This is a genomic window from Streptococcus sp. 2022WUSS135 (genome assembly GCF_044427045.1).
In the GTDB taxonomy this organism is placed as follows: Bacteria; Bacillota; Bacilli; order Lactobacillales; family Streptococcaceae; genus Streptococcus; species Streptococcus hashimotonensis.
The window spans coordinates 22,367-42,058 of record NZ_JAOTGL010000002.1 but is presented as its reverse complement, the minus strand read 5'-3'; the positions used below and the strand labels follow the sequence as shown (position 1 = coordinate 42,058).

13 protein-coding genes and 1 pseudogene are annotated in these 19,692 nt (G+C 43.3%); 11 read left to right on the top strand and 3 right to left on the bottom strand.

Annotation, left to right across the window (positions count from 1 at the left end; translation table 11 throughout):
• Window positions 1-107 precede the first annotated feature (107 nt).
• From ODU45_RS01375 to ODU45_RS01330, 10 genes and pseudogenes are all read left to right on the top strand, one after another.
• The gene (locus ODU45_RS01375; RefSeq protein WP_398580612.1) at window positions 108-4,499 is read left to right on the top strand and encodes a PolC-type DNA polymerase III; all 4,392 of its coding nucleotides are present in this window, start codon (window positions 108-110) and stop codon (window positions 4,497-4,499) included.
• 11 nt (window positions 4,500-4,510) lie between these two features.
• Window positions 4,511-5,182, top strand: coding sequence for a LemA family protein (locus ODU45_RS01370; RefSeq protein ID WP_044671676.1), 672 nt, complete (start codon window positions 4,511-4,513; stop codon window positions 5,180-5,182).
• A 235-nt stretch (window positions 5,183-5,417) separates the two neighbouring features.
• Window positions 5,418-6,020: a nitroreductase family protein gene (locus tag ODU45_RS01365; protein WP_136671287.1), complete on the top strand. Its 603-nt coding sequence runs from the start codon at window positions 5,418-5,420 to the stop codon at window positions 6,018-6,020.
• A 349-nt stretch (window positions 6,021-6,369) separates the two neighbouring features.
• Window positions 6,370-7,611 carry an aminopeptidase gene (locus tag ODU45_RS01360; RefSeq protein WP_136671286.1) on the top strand — a complete coding sequence of 414 codons (1,242 nt, stop codon included), beginning with the start codon at window positions 6,370-6,372 and terminating at the stop codon, window positions 7,609-7,611.
• A gap of 58 nt (window positions 7,612-7,669) precedes the next feature.
• The gene (locus ODU45_RS01355) at window positions 7,670-7,903 is read left to right on the top strand and encodes a GlsB/YeaQ/YmgE family stress response membrane protein (RefSeq protein ID WP_002938398.1); all 234 of its coding nucleotides are present in this window, start codon (window positions 7,670-7,672) and stop codon (window positions 7,901-7,903) included.
• A gap of 588 nt (window positions 7,904-8,491) precedes the next feature.
• A pseudogene (locus ODU45_RS01350) lies at window positions 8,492-10,055 on the top strand (2-isopropylmalate synthase).
• Between the two features lie 8 nt (window positions 10,056-10,063).
• Window positions 10,064-11,116: a 3-isopropylmalate dehydrogenase gene (gene leuB, locus ODU45_RS01345; RefSeq protein ID WP_398580611.1), complete on the top strand. Its 1,053-nt coding sequence runs from the start codon at window positions 10,064-10,066 to the stop codon at window positions 11,114-11,116.
• Window positions 11,113-12,504, top strand: a complete 1,392-nt coding sequence (leuC, locus tag ODU45_RS01340) for a 3-isopropylmalate dehydratase large subunit (RefSeq protein ID WP_398580610.1) — start codon at window positions 11,113-11,115, stop codon at window positions 12,502-12,504. Before leuB ends, leuC begins: the two co-directional genes overlap by 4 nt.
• Window positions 12,504-13,097 (top strand): 3-isopropylmalate dehydratase small subunit, encoded by a 594-nt coding sequence (gene leuD / locus ODU45_RS01335; protein WP_398580609.1) that lies wholly within the window; start codon window positions 12,504-12,506, stop codon window positions 13,095-13,097. Before leuC ends, leuD begins: the two co-directional genes overlap by 1 nt.
• A 59-nt stretch (window positions 13,098-13,156) precedes the next feature.
• Complete coding sequence (locus tag ODU45_RS01330) at window positions 13,157-13,942, top strand: L-threonylcarbamoyladenylate synthase (RefSeq protein ID WP_099777000.1); 786 nt, start codon at window positions 13,157-13,159, stop codon at window positions 13,940-13,942.
• A gap of 302 nt (window positions 13,943-14,244) precedes the next feature.
• Here the strand turns inward: ODU45_RS01330 and def are convergent, their stop codons facing one another.
• A complete protein-coding gene (gene def, locus ODU45_RS01325; RefSeq protein ID WP_029176156.1) occupies window positions 14,245-14,859 on the bottom strand; it encodes a peptide deformylase in 615 nt (204 codons plus the stop codon).
• 129 nt (window positions 14,860-14,988) lie between these two features.
• Here def and ODU45_RS01320 point away from each other — a divergent pair, with 129 nt between their 5' ends.
• Window positions 14,989-16,152: an MFS transporter gene (locus ODU45_RS01320; RefSeq protein WP_136671284.1), complete on the top strand. Its 1,164-nt coding sequence runs from the start codon at window positions 14,989-14,991 to the stop codon at window positions 16,150-16,152.
• Between the two features lie 576 nt (window positions 16,153-16,728).
• Here the strand turns inward: ODU45_RS01320 and ODU45_RS01315 are convergent.
• Together ODU45_RS01315 and ODU45_RS01310 are read right to left on the bottom strand one after the other, a co-directional pair.
• Window positions 16,729-18,354, bottom strand: coding sequence for an ATP-binding protein (locus ODU45_RS01315; protein WP_044758683.1), 1,626 nt, complete (start codon window positions 18,352-18,354; stop codon window positions 16,729-16,731).
• Window positions 18,347-19,519, bottom strand: coding sequence for an SIR2 family protein (locus ODU45_RS01310; protein WP_398580608.1), 1,173 nt, complete (start codon window positions 19,517-19,519; stop codon window positions 18,347-18,349). Before ODU45_RS01310 ends, ODU45_RS01315 begins: the two co-directional genes overlap by 8 nt.
• Window positions 19,520-19,692 lie beyond the last annotated feature (173 nt).

Genomic DNA, 19,692 nt, shown 5'->3' with positions numbered 1-19,692 from the left:
AGCCAATTTAAATGGTAGTGTCCTGCCAGAAAAGTCCCTGGCTTAGTCCAAGAAAAATTCTTTCATTTATGGTAAAATGTTTCTAACGAACTACAAAGGAAATAAGTATGTCAGATAAGTTTCAACTCTTGCTACAACAAATCGGAATGCCTCTTGATGCACGACAATCAGGGGCTTTTTCGACTGCAACGATTGAGAAAGTAGTCTTGCACAAGGTCAGCAAACTCTGGGAATTTACCTTCCGTTTTGAAAAGCCCTTGCCGCTGATGGATTACCAACTCTTTAAGGCTCGTTTGGCGACTGAGTTTGACAAGGTGGGCAATAAGATTCAATTTTCTATTGTCAGCGATGCGGAGGCCTTTGAAGCTGGTTTGGTAGAAGCTTATTATCCAGAAGCTTTTACGGAAGATTTGTGCCAGAGTGCAGGCTTCAAGGCTCTTTTTCAGCCATTAGAGGTGGCTTATAGAGATGGTGTTTTGTGGATAAAAGGTCCTGAAACCATTGACACAGATCATTTTCGGAAGAATCATCTGCCAAATCTTGTGGAACAATACAAGCGATTTGGTTTTGGCAATCTTGCGGTGGACATCCAAGTCTGTCAGGAAATGACGCAGCAACAAGCGGAGATTGTCCATGCGCAAAATGAAGAAATTTACCAGCAAGCTAATGAAGAAAACTTAGCGGCCCTTGAACAACTGGCTCAAATGGCGCCACCACCAGAGGCAGCTCAGCCATTTGTCCCAGAATATAAGAAAAATCGTCCTGCCAAGGTCAATATCGAAAAGGCTGAGATTACGCCTATGATTGAGGTGGATAGCGAGGAGAACAGGATTGTTTTTGAGGGACTGGTCTTTGAGGTCGAGCAGAAGACGACCAAGACGGGGCGGGTCATTATCAACTTTAAGATGACCGACTATACTTCGTCCTTCACCTTGCAGAAGTGGGCTAAGAATGAGGAAGAGGCTCAGAAGTTTGATATGGTCAAAAAGGGCAACTGGTTGCGGGTGCGAGGCAATGTGGAGACTAATAATTTCACTCGTGATTTGACTATGAACGTGCAGGAAATCCAAGAGGTCAAGAAGGAAATCCGTAAGGATCTTATGCCTGAAGGGGAGAAACGGGTCGAGTTTCATGCTCATACCAACATGTCTACCATGGATGCCCTGCCTGCTGTTGAGGACTTGGTGGCACGTGCTGCGGCTTGGGGACACAAGGCGGTGGCCATTACTGACCATGGCAATGTCCAGTCCTTCCCCCATGGCTATCATGCTGCCCGTAAAGCTGGAATCAAACCGCTCTTCGGGATGGAGGCCAATATTGTCGAGGACTCTGTGCCCATTGCTTACAACGAAGCAGATGTAGTCCTGTCCGAAGCGACCTATGTGGTCTTTGACGTGGAAACAACCGGTCTCTCTGCAGTCAACAATGCCCTGATTCAGATTGCGGCGTCTAAGATGCACAAGGGCAATATTATTGCAGAATTTGATGAGTTTATCGATCCAGGTCATCCGCTCAGTCAATTTACAACAGATCTGACAGGAATCACTGATGAGCATGTGCGTGGTTCTAAACCTCTGGAACAAGTCCTGCGTGAGTTTCAAGAATTCTGTCAAGATTCCGTCATGGTTGCCCACAACGCGACCTTTGACGTTGGCTTTATGAATGTCAACTATGAACGAGCAGGCTTACCTATTATTAGCCAGCCTGTCATTGATACCTTGGAATTTGCTCGTAACCTCTACCCCGACTTTAAGCGTCATGGTTTAGGTCCTCTCACCAAGCGGTTTGGTGTTGCTCTTGAACACCACCACATGGCCAACTACGATGCGGAGGCGACAGGGCGCCTGCTCTTCATCTTCCTAAAAGATGCTCTGGAGAAGCACAATTTGACCAATCTCAACCAGCTAAATACGGAGCTGATTGCGGAGGATTCCTATAAGAAGGCTCGTGTCAAGCATGCCACGTTATATGTGATCAATCAAGTTGGTTTGAAAAATATGTTCAAACTGGTCTCTCTTTCTAATACCAAGTATTTTGAGGGAGTTCCACGTATTCCACGGACCGTTCTCAATGCCCATCGTGAAGGCTTAATATTGGGAACAGCCTGTCAAGAGGGCGAGGTCTTCGATGATTTACTCTCCAAAGGGATAGATGAAGCGGTTAAAACGGCAGCCTATTATGATTTTATCGAAGTTATGCCACCTGCCCTCTATGCTCCCATGATTGCCAAGGAGCAGTTTAAGGACATGGCAGAGATTGAAGAAACCATCAAGCAGTTGATTGAGGTAGGGCGTAGGGCAGGTCTGCCAGTTTTGGCGACAGGAAATGTTCACTATATTGACCCCGAAGAGGAAATCTATCGGGAAATCATTGTTCGTGCTCTAGGTCAAGGGGCACCGATTAACTGGACCATCGGAAATGGTGAGAATGCCCAACCAGCACCACTACCTAAAGCTCACTTTAGAACGACCAGCGAGATGTTGGACGAATTTGCATTCTTGGGAGAAAGTCTGGCGCATGAGATTGTCATTACCAATCCCAATGCCATGCTCGATCGGTTTGAAGATGTTCAGGTAGTCAAGACCGACCTCTACACGCCTTATATTGAGAAGGCCGAGGAAACGGTGGCGGAATTGACCTATCAAAAAGCCTTTGAAATTTATGGCAATCCTCTGCCAGATATTATCGATCTGCGGATTGAGAAGGAATTGACCTCCATTCTGGGTAATGGATTCGCCGTGATTTATCTGGCGTCGCAGATGTTGGTGCACCGGTCAAATGAGCGGGGCTACCTGGTGGGTTCACGGGGGTCTGTCGGCTCCAGTTTCGTTGCGACCATGATTGGGATTACCGAAGTAAACCCTATGCCTCCTCACTATGTCTGTCCAAATTGTCAACACAGTGAATTTATCACAGACGGTTCCTATGGTTCAGGTTTTGACCTGCCAGACAAGGACTGTGAAAAGTGTGGCACCAAGTATAAAAAAGATGGGCAGGACATTCCTTTCGAGACCTTCCTTGGTTTCGATGGAGACAAGGTTCCCGATATTGACTTGAACTTCTCAGGGGATGACCAACCGTCTGCCCATTTGGATGTTCGGGATATTTTTGGCGAAGAAAATGCCTTCCGTGCAGGAACGGTAGGTACGGTAGCTGCTAAAACTGCCTATGGTTTTGTCCGAGGCTATGAGCGGGATTATGGCAAATTCTACCGTGATGTTGAAGTAGAACGCCTGGCTGCTGGCGCGGCCGGTGTCAAACGGACGACTGGTCAGCACCCAGGGGGAATTATCGTATTCCCTGACTACATGGATGTCTATGACTTTACACCTGTTCAGTATCCTGCCGATGATGTGACGGCCAGCTGGCAGACCACCCACTTTAACTTCCACGATATTGATGAAAACGTCTTGAAACTCGATATTCTGGGACACGATGATCCAACCATGGTTCGGAAGTTGCAGGACTTGTCGGGCATTGATCCGCAGACCATTCCTGCTGATGATAAGGGAGTGATGGCCCTCTTTTCTGGTACGGAAATTTTGGGAGTTACCCCAGAGCAGATTGGGACACCGACAGGTATGCTGGGCATTCCTGAATTTGGAACCAACTTTGTACGGGGGATGGTGGAGGAAACCAAACCGACCACTTTTTCGGAACTCTTGCAGTTATCTGGTCTATCGCACGGTACAGACGTTTGGTTGGGCAATGCCCAGGACTTGATTAAGGCAGGAATTGCTAATCTATCTACTGTTATCGGTTGTCGGGATGACATCATGGTTTACCTCATGCACGCAGGTTTGCCACCTAAGATGGCCTTTAACATCATGGAGCGGGTGCGGAAGGGCTTGTGGCTCAAGATTTCCGAGGAAGAGCGAAATGGCTACATTCAAGCCATGAAGGATAACAAGGTTCCAGACTGGTACATCGAATCCTGTGGGAAAATCAAGTACATGTTCCCTAAAGCCCACGCGGCTGCCTACGTTATGATGGCCTTGCGGGTTGCCTATTTCAAGGTTCATCACCCACTTTACTACTATTGTGCTTATTTCTCTATTCGTGCCAAGGCCTTTGATTTGGCGACCATGTCAGGCGGTCTAGATAAAGTCAAGGCTAAGATGGAAGAAATTGCTCTTAAGAAGAAAAACAATGAAGCCTCAAACGTTGAGCAGGACCTTTACACCACCTTAGAATTGGTCAATGAGATGCTGGAACGTGGCTTCAAGTTCGGCAAATTGGACCTTTACAAGTCTCATGCGACCGACTTCTTGATTGAAGAAGATACCCTCATCCCACCATTTGTCGCTATGGATGGTCTGGGAGAGAACGTTGCCAAGCAGGTTGTGGCGGCGCGTGCCGAAGGAGAATTTCTCTCCAAGACAGAACTCCGTAAACGTGGTGGATTGTCAGGTACGCTTGTTGAAAAAATGGATGAAATGGGCATTCTCGGTAAAATGCCAGAGGATAACCAGTTGAGTCTCTTCGATGATTTGTTTTAAAAAAGGAAATGATGAAAAAAAGAAATATTTTAGTTGAGTTATTAAAAGGAATTGGTCTAGTACTGCTTTCTACTATCTTGTGGACATTGATCTTATCTTTTGCCACACCGGAATCATCATCAGGTATTTACGAACCTTTTCCAGGTTTTACTGTGATTGCTGGTATACTAACGAGTTTCATTCTCCATATTATTATGAAGTATAACCAGCTTCGTCAGGCTGAACAAGCCGCGAAAGCTAGTAAAAGTCATATCGTTGTTATTGAAGAGCGCAATCAGGCCTTGATGGAGAAAGCAAACCGCTTGGTTGAAAAACACCAGAATCTTGAAAAAGAAACCATTTTGGACATCAATAAATCCGTTTCCAAAATTCGAACGGTTGAAGAAAAAACTGTTATGAAATCCACCAAGATTGAAAGTTCACAAGAATTTGGTCAATTTTTGCGTCAAATGCCGGAATTGATGGCCAATAAACATATTGAAAGGTTACTGAATGAAATTTTTGAAACAGAAAATAATTTAGCACAATGGAAGATTTCATACAATCAGCAGGTTGAGTACTTCAATACTCTGTTGCATCAGTTTCCGATTAGCATCATTGCCAAAATCATTCGCCTGAAGGACTTGGAATTTTATAAGGAACATTCGCTGACTGATTTTACAGACGAGATGTTGGGGCTATAAGATAAAGAAGGGTCTATCAATGTATCTTAAGTATTTGATAGGCTTTTTTTGCCATCTTTTTGTAAATTCTCTGTCACTACTTTATGAAAATCAGACTATCTGCTGTAACTATCTTAATTTTCACGGAGTATAAAAAAGTCAGACTAGGAATTTGACACTACTTAGTAATAATGATACAATCTCTATATAGTGATAAAAACTACTATGTAGTAACAATTAGAAAAGAGGAAATCCTATGTCAAACTTTGTAAAACTTCAAGAAACTCGTCGTTCTATCTATGCACTTGGTAAAGAATTGCCAGTATCAAACGAAGAAGTAGTAGCGCTTGTAGAAAAAGCCATGAAAGAATCTCCATCAGCTTTCAACTCACAATCAAGCCGTGCAGTTGTACTTTTTGGAGCTGAATCAGATGCTTTCTGGAACGAAATTGCTTACAGCGAATTGGAAAAAGTAACACCTGCAGAAGCTTTTGAAGCAACAAAAGGTCGCTTAGCTGGTTTTGCGACAGGTGCTGGTACTATCTTGTTCTTCGAAGACCAAGATGTTGTCAAAGGCTTGCAAGAAAGCTTCCCACTTTATGCAGAAAACTTCCCAATCTGGTCTGAACAAGCTCACGGTATCAACTTGTACGCAGTATGGTTGGCTTTTGCTGAGAAAAACATCGGCATGAACGTACAACACTACAACCCATTGGTTGACGCACAAGTTGCTGAAAAATACGGTATCCCAGCTAACTGGAAACTCCGTGCACAAGCACCATTCGGAAGCATCGCAGCTCCAGCAGCAGACAAAGACTATATGGCGGATGGGGATCGTGTAAAGGTTTTTGGTAACTAGTAAAGTTTACAGTTCGCTTTATTACGTCGTTAACTCGCTTTGGCGTACTTCAGTACAGCCTTCAGCTGTTGACACGAACTCTGTTCGTTTTATCTCCAACCTCTAACTGTCTCCCAGACAGTTAGAGCTAGTACTAAAAGCAAACTGAGATCTTTATGCTTAGAAAATTGGGATCAGACGTTGTTGACTTGATGTGGTGAGTGTAAAGCTCCAGTGTGGCAACAGATAGAAACCAATCCTATTAAAGAATATTGATTAAACTTCCTGTATCAGCAGGAAGTTTTTTTGTCAGCCCAGCTTCAAAATATGATACAATAATAGGGTATTTCAAAGTACAAAGGAGAAAAAGATGGTATTACCAAATTTTAAAGAAAATCTCGCTAAATATGCTAAACTTTTGGTTTCAACAGGTATCAATGTGCAGCCAGGTCACACGATTCAATTGACAATTGGAGTAGATCAGGCTGAGTTGGCTCGTTTGATTGTCAAAGAAGCATATGCTCACGGTGCTAAGGAAGTCTTGGTCAACTGGTTGGACGATGTGATTGCGCGTGAACGTTTGGTCAATGTAGATGTGGAACTCTTGGAACAAGTTCATCCACAACGTGTTACTGAAATGAACTACCTCCTAGAGCGCAGGGCAAGCCGTTTGGTTGTCTTGTCTGAAGATCCAGGAGCTTACGACGGTGTTGATCCAGAGAAATTGTCTCGCAACGCTCGTGCACTCAGCCAAGCTTTGCAGCCAATGCGTCAAGCAACGCAAGCTAACAAGGTTAGTTGGACACTTGGTGCAGCCTCTGGTTTGGAATGGGCTAAAAAAGTCTTTCCAAATGCAGCGTCTGACGAAGAGGCAGTGGACCTCCTTTGGGATCAAATCTTCAAGACTTGCCGTATCTACGAAGAAGATCCAATCAAGGCTTGGGAAGAGCATGAGGCACGCTTGGTGGCTAAGGCTAAGGTCCTTAACGACGAGCAGTTTGTCAAATTGCACTACACAGCACCAGGAACTGACCTCGTTCTTGGTATGCCGAAGAATCACTTGTGGGAAGCGGCTGGTTCGGTCAATGCCCAAGGTGAACACTTTATTGCCAACATGCCAACAGAAGAGGTCTTCACAGCACCTGACTACCGTGTGGCAGATGGCTATGTAACGTCAACAAAACCACTCAGCTACAATGGTAACATCATCGAAGGCATCAAAGTAACCTTCAAAGATGGTGAAATCGTGGATGTAACAGCTGAAAAAGGCGACGAAGTCATGAAGAAATTGGTCTTTGACAATGCCGGTGCACGCGGTCTCGGTGAAGTTGCCCTTGTGCCAGACAAGAGCCCGATTTCTCAATCAGGTGTGACTTTCTTCAACACCCTCTTCGATGAAAATGCCTCAAACCACTTGGCGATTGGTCAAGCCTATGCCTTCTCTATCGAAGGTGGTACAGAAATGAGCCAAGAAGAGTTGAAAGAAGCTGGTCTCAACCGCTCAGATGTTCACGTGGACTTCATGATTGGTTCAAACAAGATGAACATTGACGGTATCCGTGAAGACGGTACCCGTGTACCAATCTTCCGTGACGGTGAGTGGGCTATCTAATGATATTATATAAGACTGGGCAACCAGTCTTATTTTGTAAGAATAGGAGGAAAACAAGATGTTAACAAGTATTATCGCTGGTGCCATTATTGGCTTAATTGCAGGTGCTCTTACTTCGTCAGATGACCGTCGTGGTTGTCTGGGGAATATTATCCTTGGGCTTGCTGGTTCGTGGATTGGACAGTTGCTCTTTGGTGATTGGGGACCACAATTTGCTGGTATGGCCCTGGTACCGTCAGTCTTTGGAGCAGTATTGTTAGTGGCAATTTTTAGCAGTTCCAGACGGAATTAAAATGAACTGTAAAACCAAACTTCGGATGAGGTTTGGTTTTATTTGTGGAGGGATTTGCGTGAATTGCCGCATTGTTCGGATTTTTCAGAAAATTTCCATTTTTCTGTTGACAAGTGAAAATAAGTAAGGTATCATAGTAAGCAATTAAGAACCTGTAAAAACAGGTTCCAGAACACTGAAAGGAAAAAGTCAAATGAAACCTGTCACTACAAAATTTTTTGCTTTGTTGTTGCGACGGTCGGGCTAGTGCACTAGGTAGCATTAGTCCTGTTTGGCTTACCAAGCGGGCGCTGTTGACAACATCTCGCAGGTAGGAATCCTCGAGGTGTTTTCTTTTTTATCGTCATTTAGTTTACTTTTATTACTTCGACGACTGAAAAGCTCCAGTGGAGGTTTTCAGCCTACCACCTTTCATTAAAAGAGTGGTAGTTTGAAACTTCGTTTCCTTATTTCCAACTTCAAATAATTTCATCATTATTTGAACTCGCCTTGCCTAACTCCAGTTATGCCTGCGGTTCGTTGCTTAGTACTAAAAGCAAACTAAAAGACGATAGTATTGAAGTTTGTATTGTTTAGAAAGGTATTCTTATGCGTGCGATTGAATTTTTAGATACGACTTTACGGGATGGCGAGCAGACGCCAGGTGTGAATTTTTCTATCAAGGAAAAAGTGACCATCGCCAAGCAGTTGGAGAAATGGGGGATTTCTGCTATTGAAGCGGGTTTCCCAGCGGCTAGTCCTGATTCTTTTGAAGCGGTCCGTCAGATTGCGGCGACCATGACTAAGACGGCTGTGACAGGTTTGGCTCGGTCAGTCAAATCTGACATTGATGCTTGTTATGAGGCTCTGAAAGATGCTAAGTATCCGCAGATCCATGTTTTCATTGCGACCAGTCCCATTCACCGTGAATTTAAACTTCAAAAGTCCAAAGAAGAAATTTTGGCGCAAATTACTGAACATGTCAGCTATGCCCGTGAGCGTTTTGAGGTGGTGGAGTTCTCGCCAGAGGATGCGACGCGGACTGAGTTGGATTATTTGCTTCAAGTGGTGCAGACAGCGGTAGATGCAGGTGCGACCTATATCAACATTCCAGATACAGTCGGCTTTACGACTCCTCAGCATTACGGAGAAATTTTCCGTTACTTGACAAGCAACGTTAAATCGGACCGTGAGATTATTTTCAGTCCCCATTGCCACAATGATTTAGGAATGGCTGTTGCTAATACTCTTTCAGCTATAAAAAACGGTGCAGGTCGTGTCGAGGGAACTATCAACGGTATCGGTGAGCGGGCAGGAAATGCGGCCCTTGAAGAAGTAGCTGTTGCCCTTGAAATTCGGAAAGATTTTTACGATGTGACTAGTCCGATTGTTCTAAAGGAAACGCTCAATACTTCGGAATTGGTCTCTCGCTTTTCGGGGATTGCCATTCCACGCAATAAGGCGGTGGGTCGGTGGCAATGCCTTCTCTCACGAGTCAGGTATTCACCAAGATGGTGTCTTGAAAAATCCATTGACTTATGAAATCATTACACCTGAGTTGGTAGGGGTCAAGAAAAATTCTCTGCCACTGGGTAAACTATCTGGTCGCCATGCCTTTGTGGAAAAACTAAAAGAGTTAGACTTGTATTTTGAAGAAAGTGATGTCGCTGGTCTCTTTGCTCGCTTTAAAAATCTGGCGGACAAGAAAGAAAAAATCACGGACGCAGATATTCGTGCCTTGGTAGCTGGGACAGAAATCAGCAATCGTGATGGTTTCCAATTTAAAGATTTGCGTTTGGATAGTCAGTCTGACGGCAGTATTCAGGCTCAGGTCATCTTTATCAATCAGGATGGGGAAGAAGTGGTTGTTGTGGAGTCAGGCAAGGGTTCGGTTGAGGCTGTCTTTAATGCCATTGACCAATTCTTCCACCAAGAAATTAGCTTGGAACGCTACCATATCGACGCCATTACCGATGGAATTGATGCCCAAGCGCGTGTGCTTGTCGCCGTAGAAAACAAGGCAACGGAAACCGTCTTTAACGCCTCTGGTATTGACTTTGACGTATTGAAAGCTTCTGCAATTGCCTATATTCATGCCAATGTCATGGTGCAAAAAGAAAATAGCGGACAGATGGATAAGAAACTATCTGAGAAAGAGTTGCCAACTAGCTAGGAGGAAATATGACGAAAAAAATTGTAGCCTTGGCTGGTGATGGAATCGGTCCTGAAATCATGGAGGCTGGCCTAGCAGTCCTCGAGGCTGTTGCTGGGAAAGTAGGATTTGATTATGAGATTGAGGAGAGGGCTTTTGGTGGCGCTGGGATTGATGCGGATGGCCATCCTCTACCAGATGCCACCTTACAAGCCTGCCGTCAGGCGGATGCGATTTTGTTAGCAGCTATCGGTAGCCCTCAATATGATGATGCAGCTGTTCGACCAGAACAAGGTCTGCTTCAACTTCGGAAGGAATTGGGTCTCTTTGCCAATATCCGTCCGGTCAAAATTTTTGATAGCCTGAAAGACTATTCTCCTCTGAAGGCCGACCGGCTGGATGGTGTGGATTTGGTCATGGTACGGGAGTTGACAGGTGGGATTTATTTTGGAGAGCATATTCTGGAAACAGACCAAGCCAGCGATAGCAATACCTATCAGGCAGAAGAGATTGAGCGGGTTGTCCGCTCTGCCTTTGACCTAGCCCAAAAAAGACGAAAAAAAGTCACCAGCATTGATAAACAAAATGTACTGGCGACATCAAAATTGTGGCGGAAGGTTGCGGATGAGGTGGCTAAGGACTACCCAGATGTGACCTTGGAGCACCAGTTGGTGGATAGCGCAGCCATGCTTTTGATTACCAATCCTAGTCGATTTGACGTCTTGGTGACGGAAAATCTTTTCGGAGATATTTTGTCGGATGAGGCCAGCGTATTAACAGGAACGCTAGGGGTTCTGCCTTCTGCTAGTCATGCGGTGGCAGGTCCCAGTCTCTACGAACCCATCCATGGTTCGGCACCAGATATTGCAGGTCAGGGCATTGCCGATCCTGTCAGTATGATTCTATCTGTTGCCATGATGCTGGAAGAAAGTTTTGATTTGTTCCAAGCAGGTCAGACCATTCGCCAGGCAGTTGAAGCGGTCTTTGCCAAGGGGATTTTCACTAAAGATCTAGGTGGTAGCGCCTCTACTAAAGAAATGACAGCGGCGATTATTGAACAGCTTGAAAGGAGATCACCATGAGTGGCAAATCCATTTTCGACAAGCTCTGGGATCGCCATGTGATCACAGGGCAGGAAGGTCAGCCCCAGCTCCTCTATGTCGATCAGCATTATGTTCATGAGGTGACCAGTCCCCAGGCCTTTCAAGGATTGAGGGATACAGGGCGACCTGTTCGGCGCCCAGACTTGACCTTTGCGACTTTTGACCACAACGTACCAACCGTCGATATTCACAATATCCGTGATGTCATTTCCAAGGCTCAGATGGATGCCTTGGCGAAGAATATAAAAGATTTCGGCATTCCCCATGCAGCCCATGGTTCGGAACATCAGGGGATTGTCCATATGGTTGGGCCAGAAACTGGTCGAACCCAGCCAGGAAAGTTCATCGTTTGTGGGGATAGCCATACGGCGACACACGGAGCCTTTGGGGCTATTGCCTTTGGGATTGGTACTTCTGAAGTGGAGCACGTTCTCGCTACCCAGACCATTTGGCAAGTCAAACCCAAGCGGCTCCTAGTGGAATTTGTCGGTCAGGCCCAAGCGGGTGTCTATGCCAAGGACTTTATCTTGGCTCTGATTGCCCGCTACGGCGTGGATTGTGGTTTGGGTCACGTGGTGGAATTTGCTGGTCCAGTCATCGACCGACTCAGCATGGAAGAGCGAATGACCATTTGCAATATGTCCATTGAGTTTGGCTCAAAGATGGGCATTATGGCTCCAGACCAGACTGCCTTTGACTACCTGCGAGGTCGTGAGTGTGCACCAGCGGACTTTGAGGCGGCGGTGGCAGACTGGAAGGAGCTCTATTCAGATGCGGACACCGTCTATGACAAGCACCTGGTCCTTGATGTGTCGGACTTGGCACCGATGGTCACTTGGGGAACGACGCCTGCCATGGGGGTTAGCTTCGATGAAACCTTCCCAGCCATCCGTGACCACAACGACGAGCGGGCCTACGCTTACATGGACTTAGCTCCTGGGCAAAAGGCTGCGGATATTCCCGTTGGCTATGTCTTCCTAGGCTCTTGTACCAATGCTCGCCTCAGCGATTTGCAGCTGGCAGCTAGAATTGTTAAGGGGCGGAAAATAGCAGAGCAGGTTACGGCCATTGTCGTTCCAGGCAGTCGCCCTGTCAAGCGAGCTGCAGAAAAGCTTGGTTTAGACAAGATTTTCATGGAGGCTGGTTTTGAGTGGCGGGATCCAGGTTGCTCCATGTGTCTGGGTATGAATCCAGACAAGGTGCCTGCAGGTGTGCATTGTGCCTCCACAAGTAATCGAAACTTTGAAGACCGACAGGGCTTTGGAGCCAAGACCCACTTGTGTAGTCCTGCTATGGCTGCCGCAGCTGCGCTTTATGGACGATTTGTCGACACTAGACAGCTAGACATTCTCAAGGAGGGAGTTTAATGCACCAATTTACCACATGGACAGGAACGACCGTTCCGCTCATGAATGATAATATTGACACCGACCAGCTCCTGCCCAAGCAGTTTCTCAAGCTGATTGACAAAAAGGGTTTTGGCAAGTATCTGCTCTATGCTTGGCGATACTTAGACGATAACTACACGGATAATCCTGATTTCATTCTCAATCAGCCTGAGTATCAAGGGGCTAGTATCCTCATATCTGGGGATAACTTCGGAGCAGGTTCTTCTAGGGAACACGCTGCTTGGGCTCTGGCAGATTATGGCTTCAAGGTCATCATTGCAGGCTCCTTCGGGGATATTCACTATAACAATGACTTGAACAATGGGATTCTGCCCATTATCCAGCCCAAAGAAGTCAGGGAGCAACTGGCTCAGCTGGCTCCTGCCCAAGAAATCACAGTCGACTTGGCCGACCAGATGATACGGACGCCTTTTGGGGAATTCTCATTTGACATCGAACAGGACTGGAAACACAAGTTGCTCAATGGCTTGGATGATATTGGTATTACATTGCAGTATCAGGATTTGATTGCTGAGTATGAGGGGAATCGCCCAAGCTATTGGCAAAACTAAAAACATTAGAAAACAAGCAGGTCGCTCTGCTATGGAACAAAAGAAAAGAGGAAATGATTATGACGAAACAAATTCACTGGGATGGCGCACTTTCACAAGAAGGTCTTGAGATTATCAAGGGTGAGGGAGGCGTGATTGTTTGCCCGACTAAGGTTGGTTACATCATCATGACTGCCGACAAGGCTGGCTTGGAGCGTAAGTTTGACGCTAAAGAGCGTAAGCGTAATAAGCCGGGCGTGGTCCTTTGTGGAAGCATGGAGGAGCTTCGTGAGTTGGCTCAGTTGACTCCTGAGATTGATGCCTTCTACCAAAAACATTGGGATGAGGACATTTTGTTGGGTTGTATCCTGCCTTGGAAACCAGAGGCTTATGCTAAGTTGCAGGCTTATGGCGATGGTCGTGAAGAGTTGATGACCGACGTTCGTGGTACTTCTTGCTTTGTTATCAAGTTTGGTGTAGCAGGTGAGCAGATTGCTAAGGAAATGTGGGAAAAAGAAGGCCGTATGGTTTATGCGTCATCTGCTAACCCGTCAGGTAAGGGAAATCGTGGCAAGGTAGAAGGTATCGGTGAGCGTATCGCTTCTAAGGTGGATTTGATTATCGAGGCGGATGACTATGTGGCATCTATCCAGCCAGACAAGACCATTGAAACCCGCTATGAGCAAGGGGTTATGGTATCTATGGTAGATAAAGATGGTAAACTGATTCCAGAACAAGGTGCAGATAGCCGTTCTATCAGCCCATGCCCAGTTGTCATCCGTAAGGGTCTGGACATCGATAAAATCATGATGCACTTGTCAGACCATTTCAACTCTTGGGATTATAGACAAGGGGAATACTATTAAGATATAATCATTCAGTTTATCTTTTATTACTTCGACGAACGAGGAAACTCCGTTTCCGTATTTCCAACTTCAAATAATTTTATCATTATTTGAACTCACCTTGCCGTACTCCAGTTATGCCTGCGGCTTTTGAAGCGAACTTGGTTCGCACTATCTCCAGTCTTCAACTATCTCCCAGATAGTTGGAGCGAGTACTAAAAGAAAACTGAAGACTATAAACTATAAATAGGGACGATCCGAAAGGGTCGTTTTTCCGTACCAGAAAAAAACTGACCGAAAATTTTTCAGTCAGTTTCTTATCTTTATTCAATCACCAACATGCCTTCTTTAACGGCAAATGGGTGTTCTGGGTCAATGCGGTCGTAGAACATGACACCGTTGAGGTGGTCGATTTCGTGTTGGACCACGATGGCATTAAATCCTTTGAGCTTGATGCGGTGCTTTTCTCCGTTTTTGTCCATGTAATCAACAGTCACGCGCGCGTGGCGGACTACGTATCCTTGGACTTCGCGGTCAACAGATAGGCAGCCTTCGCCCCCTTCCATAGCCGCTTCTTGGACAGAGTGTGCCACGATTTTAGGGTTGTACATGACTTCTTGGAGGGAGTAGGCTTGGGCAGGTGGATTGCCTTCCTCATCTTCTGGATTTGGGACTAAGACAGCAATGATGCGTTTGGAAACGTCAATCTGAGGTGCTGCTAGACCAACTCCACCACGGAGTTTCATCTTCTCCGCCATGACTGGATCCTGCGAATGTTTGAGAAATTGCATCATTTTTTCGCCTAAAATAATTTCCTGGTCAGATAGGGGAAATACAACTTCTTCAGCGACTTGGCGTAGGGTTGGGTGCCCTTCACGGATGATGTCATCCATGTCAATCAAATGGGCAGCTTTTGTCAATCGTTCAATAACAGACATGATTCTCTCCTTTGAATATAGTTAAGATAAGTATAGCATGAAATGGGAGAGAATAAAAGTCGGACTTTTCTATCCATTCGCTTTCAAATCTGTTATACTAGTAAAAGACGAACGTTGAAAGGGAGAAAAATGAAAAGAATTTTAGAAAAAGCCAGTTTGCTGGCCCTGTCCACCATGCTGGTTTCGACATTTGCTGTCTCGCCAGCTATTCCGCAGATGATTGAGTATTTTGCTCAGCATGGAATTGCAGCGGCCCAGGTGGAAAATTTGATTACGGTGACCTCTTTTGCTATTATGGTTACTCTATTGGCAAATGGTCTAGTTGTCCGTTTCTTGTCTGAACGAAACATTATCATTGCAGGGCTTTTGCTTATGGCCATCGGCGGAGCTTTGCCCATGTTTCTAACTGCTTATCCTCTGATTTTATTGGCTCGTATCTTGCTTGGTTTGGGGATTGGTTTGATCAATGCGCGTGCTATTAATATCATCGGTAATTTTTTCACCGGTCAGGAGCGGGTACAGATGATGGGCTTGCGTGGTTCAGCAGAGGTTTTGGGAAGCGCAGGACTTACCCTCCTTGTCGGTTGGTTGACCCAGTTTGGTTGGCAACCTGCCTTCTTGGTCTACCTTTTTGCCTTGGTCATCTTGGCTCTCTTCCTTCTCTTTGTTCCCAAGGAGGAATTGCTGGCTCGCATGGAGGTGAAGGTTGAGAAGAACGTACCCAAGATCAAACTGGATAAGACCATGTGGATGATGGGCATTTATCTGGCATTCTTAGCCTTCTTTGTTATCAATGTCAATACCTTTCTGACCATTCGTATTCCTCAGATTGTTTTAGCCAAGGGCATTGGTACTGCTCAGCAAGCCAGTCTCATTCTCAGTCTTATGCAGGTCATGGGGATTGTGGCAGGGACGGTCTTTAGTAGCCTGGTTGGTCGTTTGAAGGGCTGGCTTTTAGCGGTTTCCTATGTGGTCTTTGGATTCGCGGTTATCGGCATTGCCTTTGCGGATAATCTCTGGGTGCTGGGAGTCGGTGGTATGGTGTCAGGATTTTTCTACAGCATCATTCTAACCATTGTCTTTAGTCAGGTAACAGACCGGGCGCCTAAGGCCTTGCTCAATGCAGTCATGACAATTGTCCTTATGGGTTGCAATATCGGTGGTGCCACATCTGCCATCTTGCCGACTTATCTGGAAAAACTCAACCCAACCCCAACAGGAGCCTTTGGTATCTACGCTATCGGCTGTGCCTTGATAAGCGCTGGCTTGATTTATAAACAACTGAAGAAGTAGGAGCGGATTTCCAATGTTATGAAGTTCGGCGTTTAAGCAATCAAAGAAACTATTCCCGTCTGGGCAGTTGATGACAAAACGGGAGTAGTTTCTTTGTGTTTAGGGCGTACAAAAAGGAGTTTTTTAACCCTACGAGCGAGTTTTTTTCTTGCTCGTTTTATAATTCTCCGACAAATTGGTAATGCAGCTCGACGATGGAGCGTCATTCTTTGTTGCGTCCTGCTGGTTGGTGATAAATCAGTTTGTTAACTAATTATTGTGTTGATTGGACTTCGAGGTTTGTATACGGGCGAATGATTGTTAATGAACGATTGGTAGGCTGATAGCTGGTAAATATGCATTGAGGTCATTAAATTCCCATTCTGGCATTTTTGGTATCGGGTTTCAAAAGATTTGTTGTCGGAGTTTATTGCTAAGCTTGGTTAATTCTTCTTTTGCGCTATAATCGTTCATAATTTCCTTATCTGTTAAATTGTTAATACTGGAAAAGGATAACTCCCTTCGCGAAGTAAGTCCAGTCTATTTTGATGTAATATTTACAATTTGAAAGTGGATTTTGAAACTAGAGTTCAATGTTTATAATAAAGTTGTAGAATTCGCATGAGTTCTATTACTTTTAATCATCTCTAGATGTAAATCTCTCACTAAATTTATACTACTCAATATGGCCTCTCCTTGATTCAATTTAGTAATTTGCTTGTAAGATTGATTTGAGAGATGGTTTTTAATAGCTTCCAACTCATTTTGGTGAGTAAGACGATGGATAAGTAACGTACCAATTTGCCCGAGAAGTTCTTTAGGGACATCCTGTGGATTTTGTGTTGTTAAGAATAGAAAGATACCTTTTTTTCGTCCTTCCCTAGCAATAGCAGTTAATCCTGTTTGGTAATTATTATCTTGATGGTGTTTGGAATATCGATGAACTTCATCAATGAACATTACGAATGCAATATCATCTTTCTTTTTTGAATTTATGATATGATTGCTTATCAAATCAATTATCATCCCACCAATACTATCGCTAGTACCAATAGACGAAGTATTTATATATAAGCTATGAATACTGCTGTTGACGAAGTTATCAATTTTTTCGATTAAATCAGCATTCCCATTGGTCCTAGTAGAAAAAAACTTTGATAGTCTAGTGTTGGATAATTTGTATTCAACTTTTTGCACAAGCCATTGTTTTTGGTTAAATTGAAATGACCCTGAAATGTATCTTGTCATATTTCTATCTATCTCTACAGCTTCTTCTACAATCTGTTGAGATAGAAGTTGTAGATTAAAGGAAGTGTCAAGTGGTCCTAGACTAGACATATCTCGAGAAACTTCTTCGGGGGTTTTTCCTACCTTAACATATACATTTTCGATACTGTTCTTTTTTTGAAAACGCAAGCTCTTTATAGCATCTGCAAGTACAGCTGGCTGAGTGGAATCATTTGTTTCGAAAAGTGTTGCCCATTGACCGAATGATAATTTTCCTGTATCCAATATTGTGTCAACGCCTAGCTCTAACTTTTCTACATTAGAATTGTTATCAAATGAGGCAGAATACTCTCCAGTCGGGTCAATAATTAAGACTTTTTTATTGTTTTGAATAAGTTTATCTAAGATGGATAGAGAGGAGGTTGATTTACCACTGTTGGTTGTGCCAACAGCCATTATATGTCTATCAAATAGTGTGCTAGGACGTAGAGCAACTTCCTCTGAGAGCATATTAGAAAGTTTTGCGAATGAAGTTAGTTTTATTTCAGGAGTATTTGGATCATCTTCTTTTAGCTCAATTGAATTAAGGTAGATATCAATGATTTTTTTATTTGCGATATAGACCCTATCTGTTAATCCTACTGTAGTAAAACCAGATAATTTGAATCTATTACTGTTGTTCGGCATTATACCAATTATATCTAAGCTTAGTTCGGGGTAAATTTTTTCTGAATCATCTTTTAGGAGTGCATTATGAACGCTGTCTGAATTGGGTAATTTTGATTGGTATACCTCTCCTAGGAAAATTCCTAAAGTGGATTCAATAACAACAAGAAAGTTTATGGTGTTAGGTACTAATAGTTCTTTTCGAATTTTCCTAAATTTAAGCCATGAAAGATTCTCGACTTGAACAACACTTGAGTTTTTATATACTTGAGAAATCATACCTAAATAGAAATCATTTTTATCACCATTGGCATATAGGGTATCAATCATTGCTATCACCTTTTACGAAATAATCGGTTAAATCGGAATTCATAGTTGTTTGTAGAAAAGCGATATTGTAATCTTTTTCCATTAAATCTAATAGTACCTTCCAGTTTTCATTTGGAGATACAGGAGAAATATTGAAATCTGTAACTAATATACTTAAACTTGGTACTGTTTTTAAAGCCTGTATTATCATTTGAGAGATGTGATTGTCAGCAAAACTAAACCCTACGGTTATTAAAACAGTATTTTGTTTTCGGAGAAGTGCTTGAAATTTTGAGAACAACTCAAAATAAGGTTTTTCATAGCTCTGCATATACTTATTTGAACTTGGGAAAACCATTATTGGATCCTTGATGTTACTTTTATCCTTTCTAACGATTTCCTCTCCTTCTCGTTCCCAAGTTAAAGAACCATGAATTTTCAACAGATTGATGACAGATTTCTTGTAAGCTTCTTTTTGAGATTTTACTTCCGAAATAGGTTTAGATAGATACCAATCAAACATATCAATATCAAAAGTCGGTTTGTGAGAAAATGTAAAGCCATCAAATACTGTATAATTTAGACTATATGCACTATCTTCAATGATAGTATCATAGTTCGTGGTCACTATTGAAAGTCGGTTTGGCGTAGTATGTAGACCTGTTAATTGTTTAATTAATGTTGCATGTTTAAAGTGCTGCGAATTGTAATTATAAGAAGTTTTCTCTTTAATAATTTCAATAATTTTATTATACGAGCGCTTAAATTTTTTTTCTTGTCTTTTGGGTACAAACTGTAAATATGCTTGCATATGAGATAAGAAATCCTCTAAGTTAAACTTAGAAGAATTGTATTTACACATCACAGATAGATCATCAATAGAGTAATATGTAGAAGAGGTAAGTTGTTTTTTTACTTCTTCTCCGAGCATATCAACTGTATGACCAAAATTTGAATCAGGTTTACCATTATCTCGTTTGGGTACAACAGAGGCTCCAGCACCAGCCAATAGAACTATATTATCGAAAAAATTCATGAAGTCGAAAACTTCATTTTTTATCCTATGTTTAAAATTTATATCACTAATAGGTTGTTTCTCTTCATCTAGTAGATTCTGTCCGTTCTTGAAATAATTTTGACCCTCTTCCGAGAACGTTGCCATTTTACTTTTATATATTTCTGCCATAGCTATACTCCATTTTTATAAATATTATATCATTAAATAAATTATTGAGCGATAGTGTTAGATAATTTAAAATTTCTATAATTATTTAGGTGTTTCAAAAATATTATATCACTGCTTTTCTGAATAGTCATTTCTCGATTCATAGTATTATCTGGTTCCTGTATTTATTCTTG

Bases quoted from the DNA above. Each gene is read 5' to 3' on its own strand.
- ODU45_RS01375 (WP_398580612.1), top strand. From the start codon at position 108: ATGTCAGATAAGTTTCAACTCTTGCTACAACAAATCGGAATGCCTCTT.
- ODU45_RS01370 (WP_044671676.1), top strand. From the start codon at position 4,511: ATGAAAAAAAGAAATATTTTAGTTGAGTTATTAAAAGGAATTGGTCTA.
- ODU45_RS01365 (WP_136671287.1), top strand. From the start codon at position 5,418: ATGTCAAACTTTGTAAAACTTCAAGAAACTCGTCGTTCTATCTATGCA.
- ODU45_RS01360 (WP_136671286.1), top strand. From the start codon at position 6,370: ATGGTATTACCAAATTTTAAAGAAAATCTCGCTAAATATGCTAAACTT.
- ODU45_RS01355 (WP_002938398.1), top strand. From the start codon at position 7,670: ATGTTAACAAGTATTATCGCTGGTGCCATTATTGGCTTAATTGCAGGT.
- leuB (WP_398580611.1), top strand. From the start codon at position 10,064: ATGACGAAAAAAATTGTAGCCTTGGCTGGTGATGGAATCGGTCCTGAA.
- leuC (WP_398580610.1), top strand. From the start codon at position 11,113: ATGAGTGGCAAATCCATTTTCGACAAGCTCTGGGATCGCCATGTGATC.
- leuD (WP_398580609.1), top strand. From the start codon at position 12,504: ATGCACCAATTTACCACATGGACAGGAACGACCGTTCCGCTCATGAAT.
- ODU45_RS01330 (WP_099777000.1), top strand. From the start codon at position 13,157: ATGACGAAACAAATTCACTGGGATGGCGCACTTTCACAAGAAGGTCTT.
- def (WP_029176156.1), bottom strand. From the start codon at position 14,859: ATGTCTGTTATTGAACGATTGACAAAAGCTGCCCATTTGATTGACATG.
- ODU45_RS01320 (WP_136671284.1), top strand. From the start codon at position 14,989: ATGAAAAGAATTTTAGAAAAAGCCAGTTTGCTGGCCCTGTCCACCATG.
- ODU45_RS01315 (WP_044758683.1), bottom strand. From the start codon at position 18,354: ATGATTGATACCCTATATGCCAATGGTGATAAAAATGATTTCTATTTA.
- ODU45_RS01310 (WP_398580608.1), bottom strand. From the start codon at position 19,519: ATGGCAGAAATATATAAAAGTAAAATGGCAACGTTCTCGGAAGAGGGT.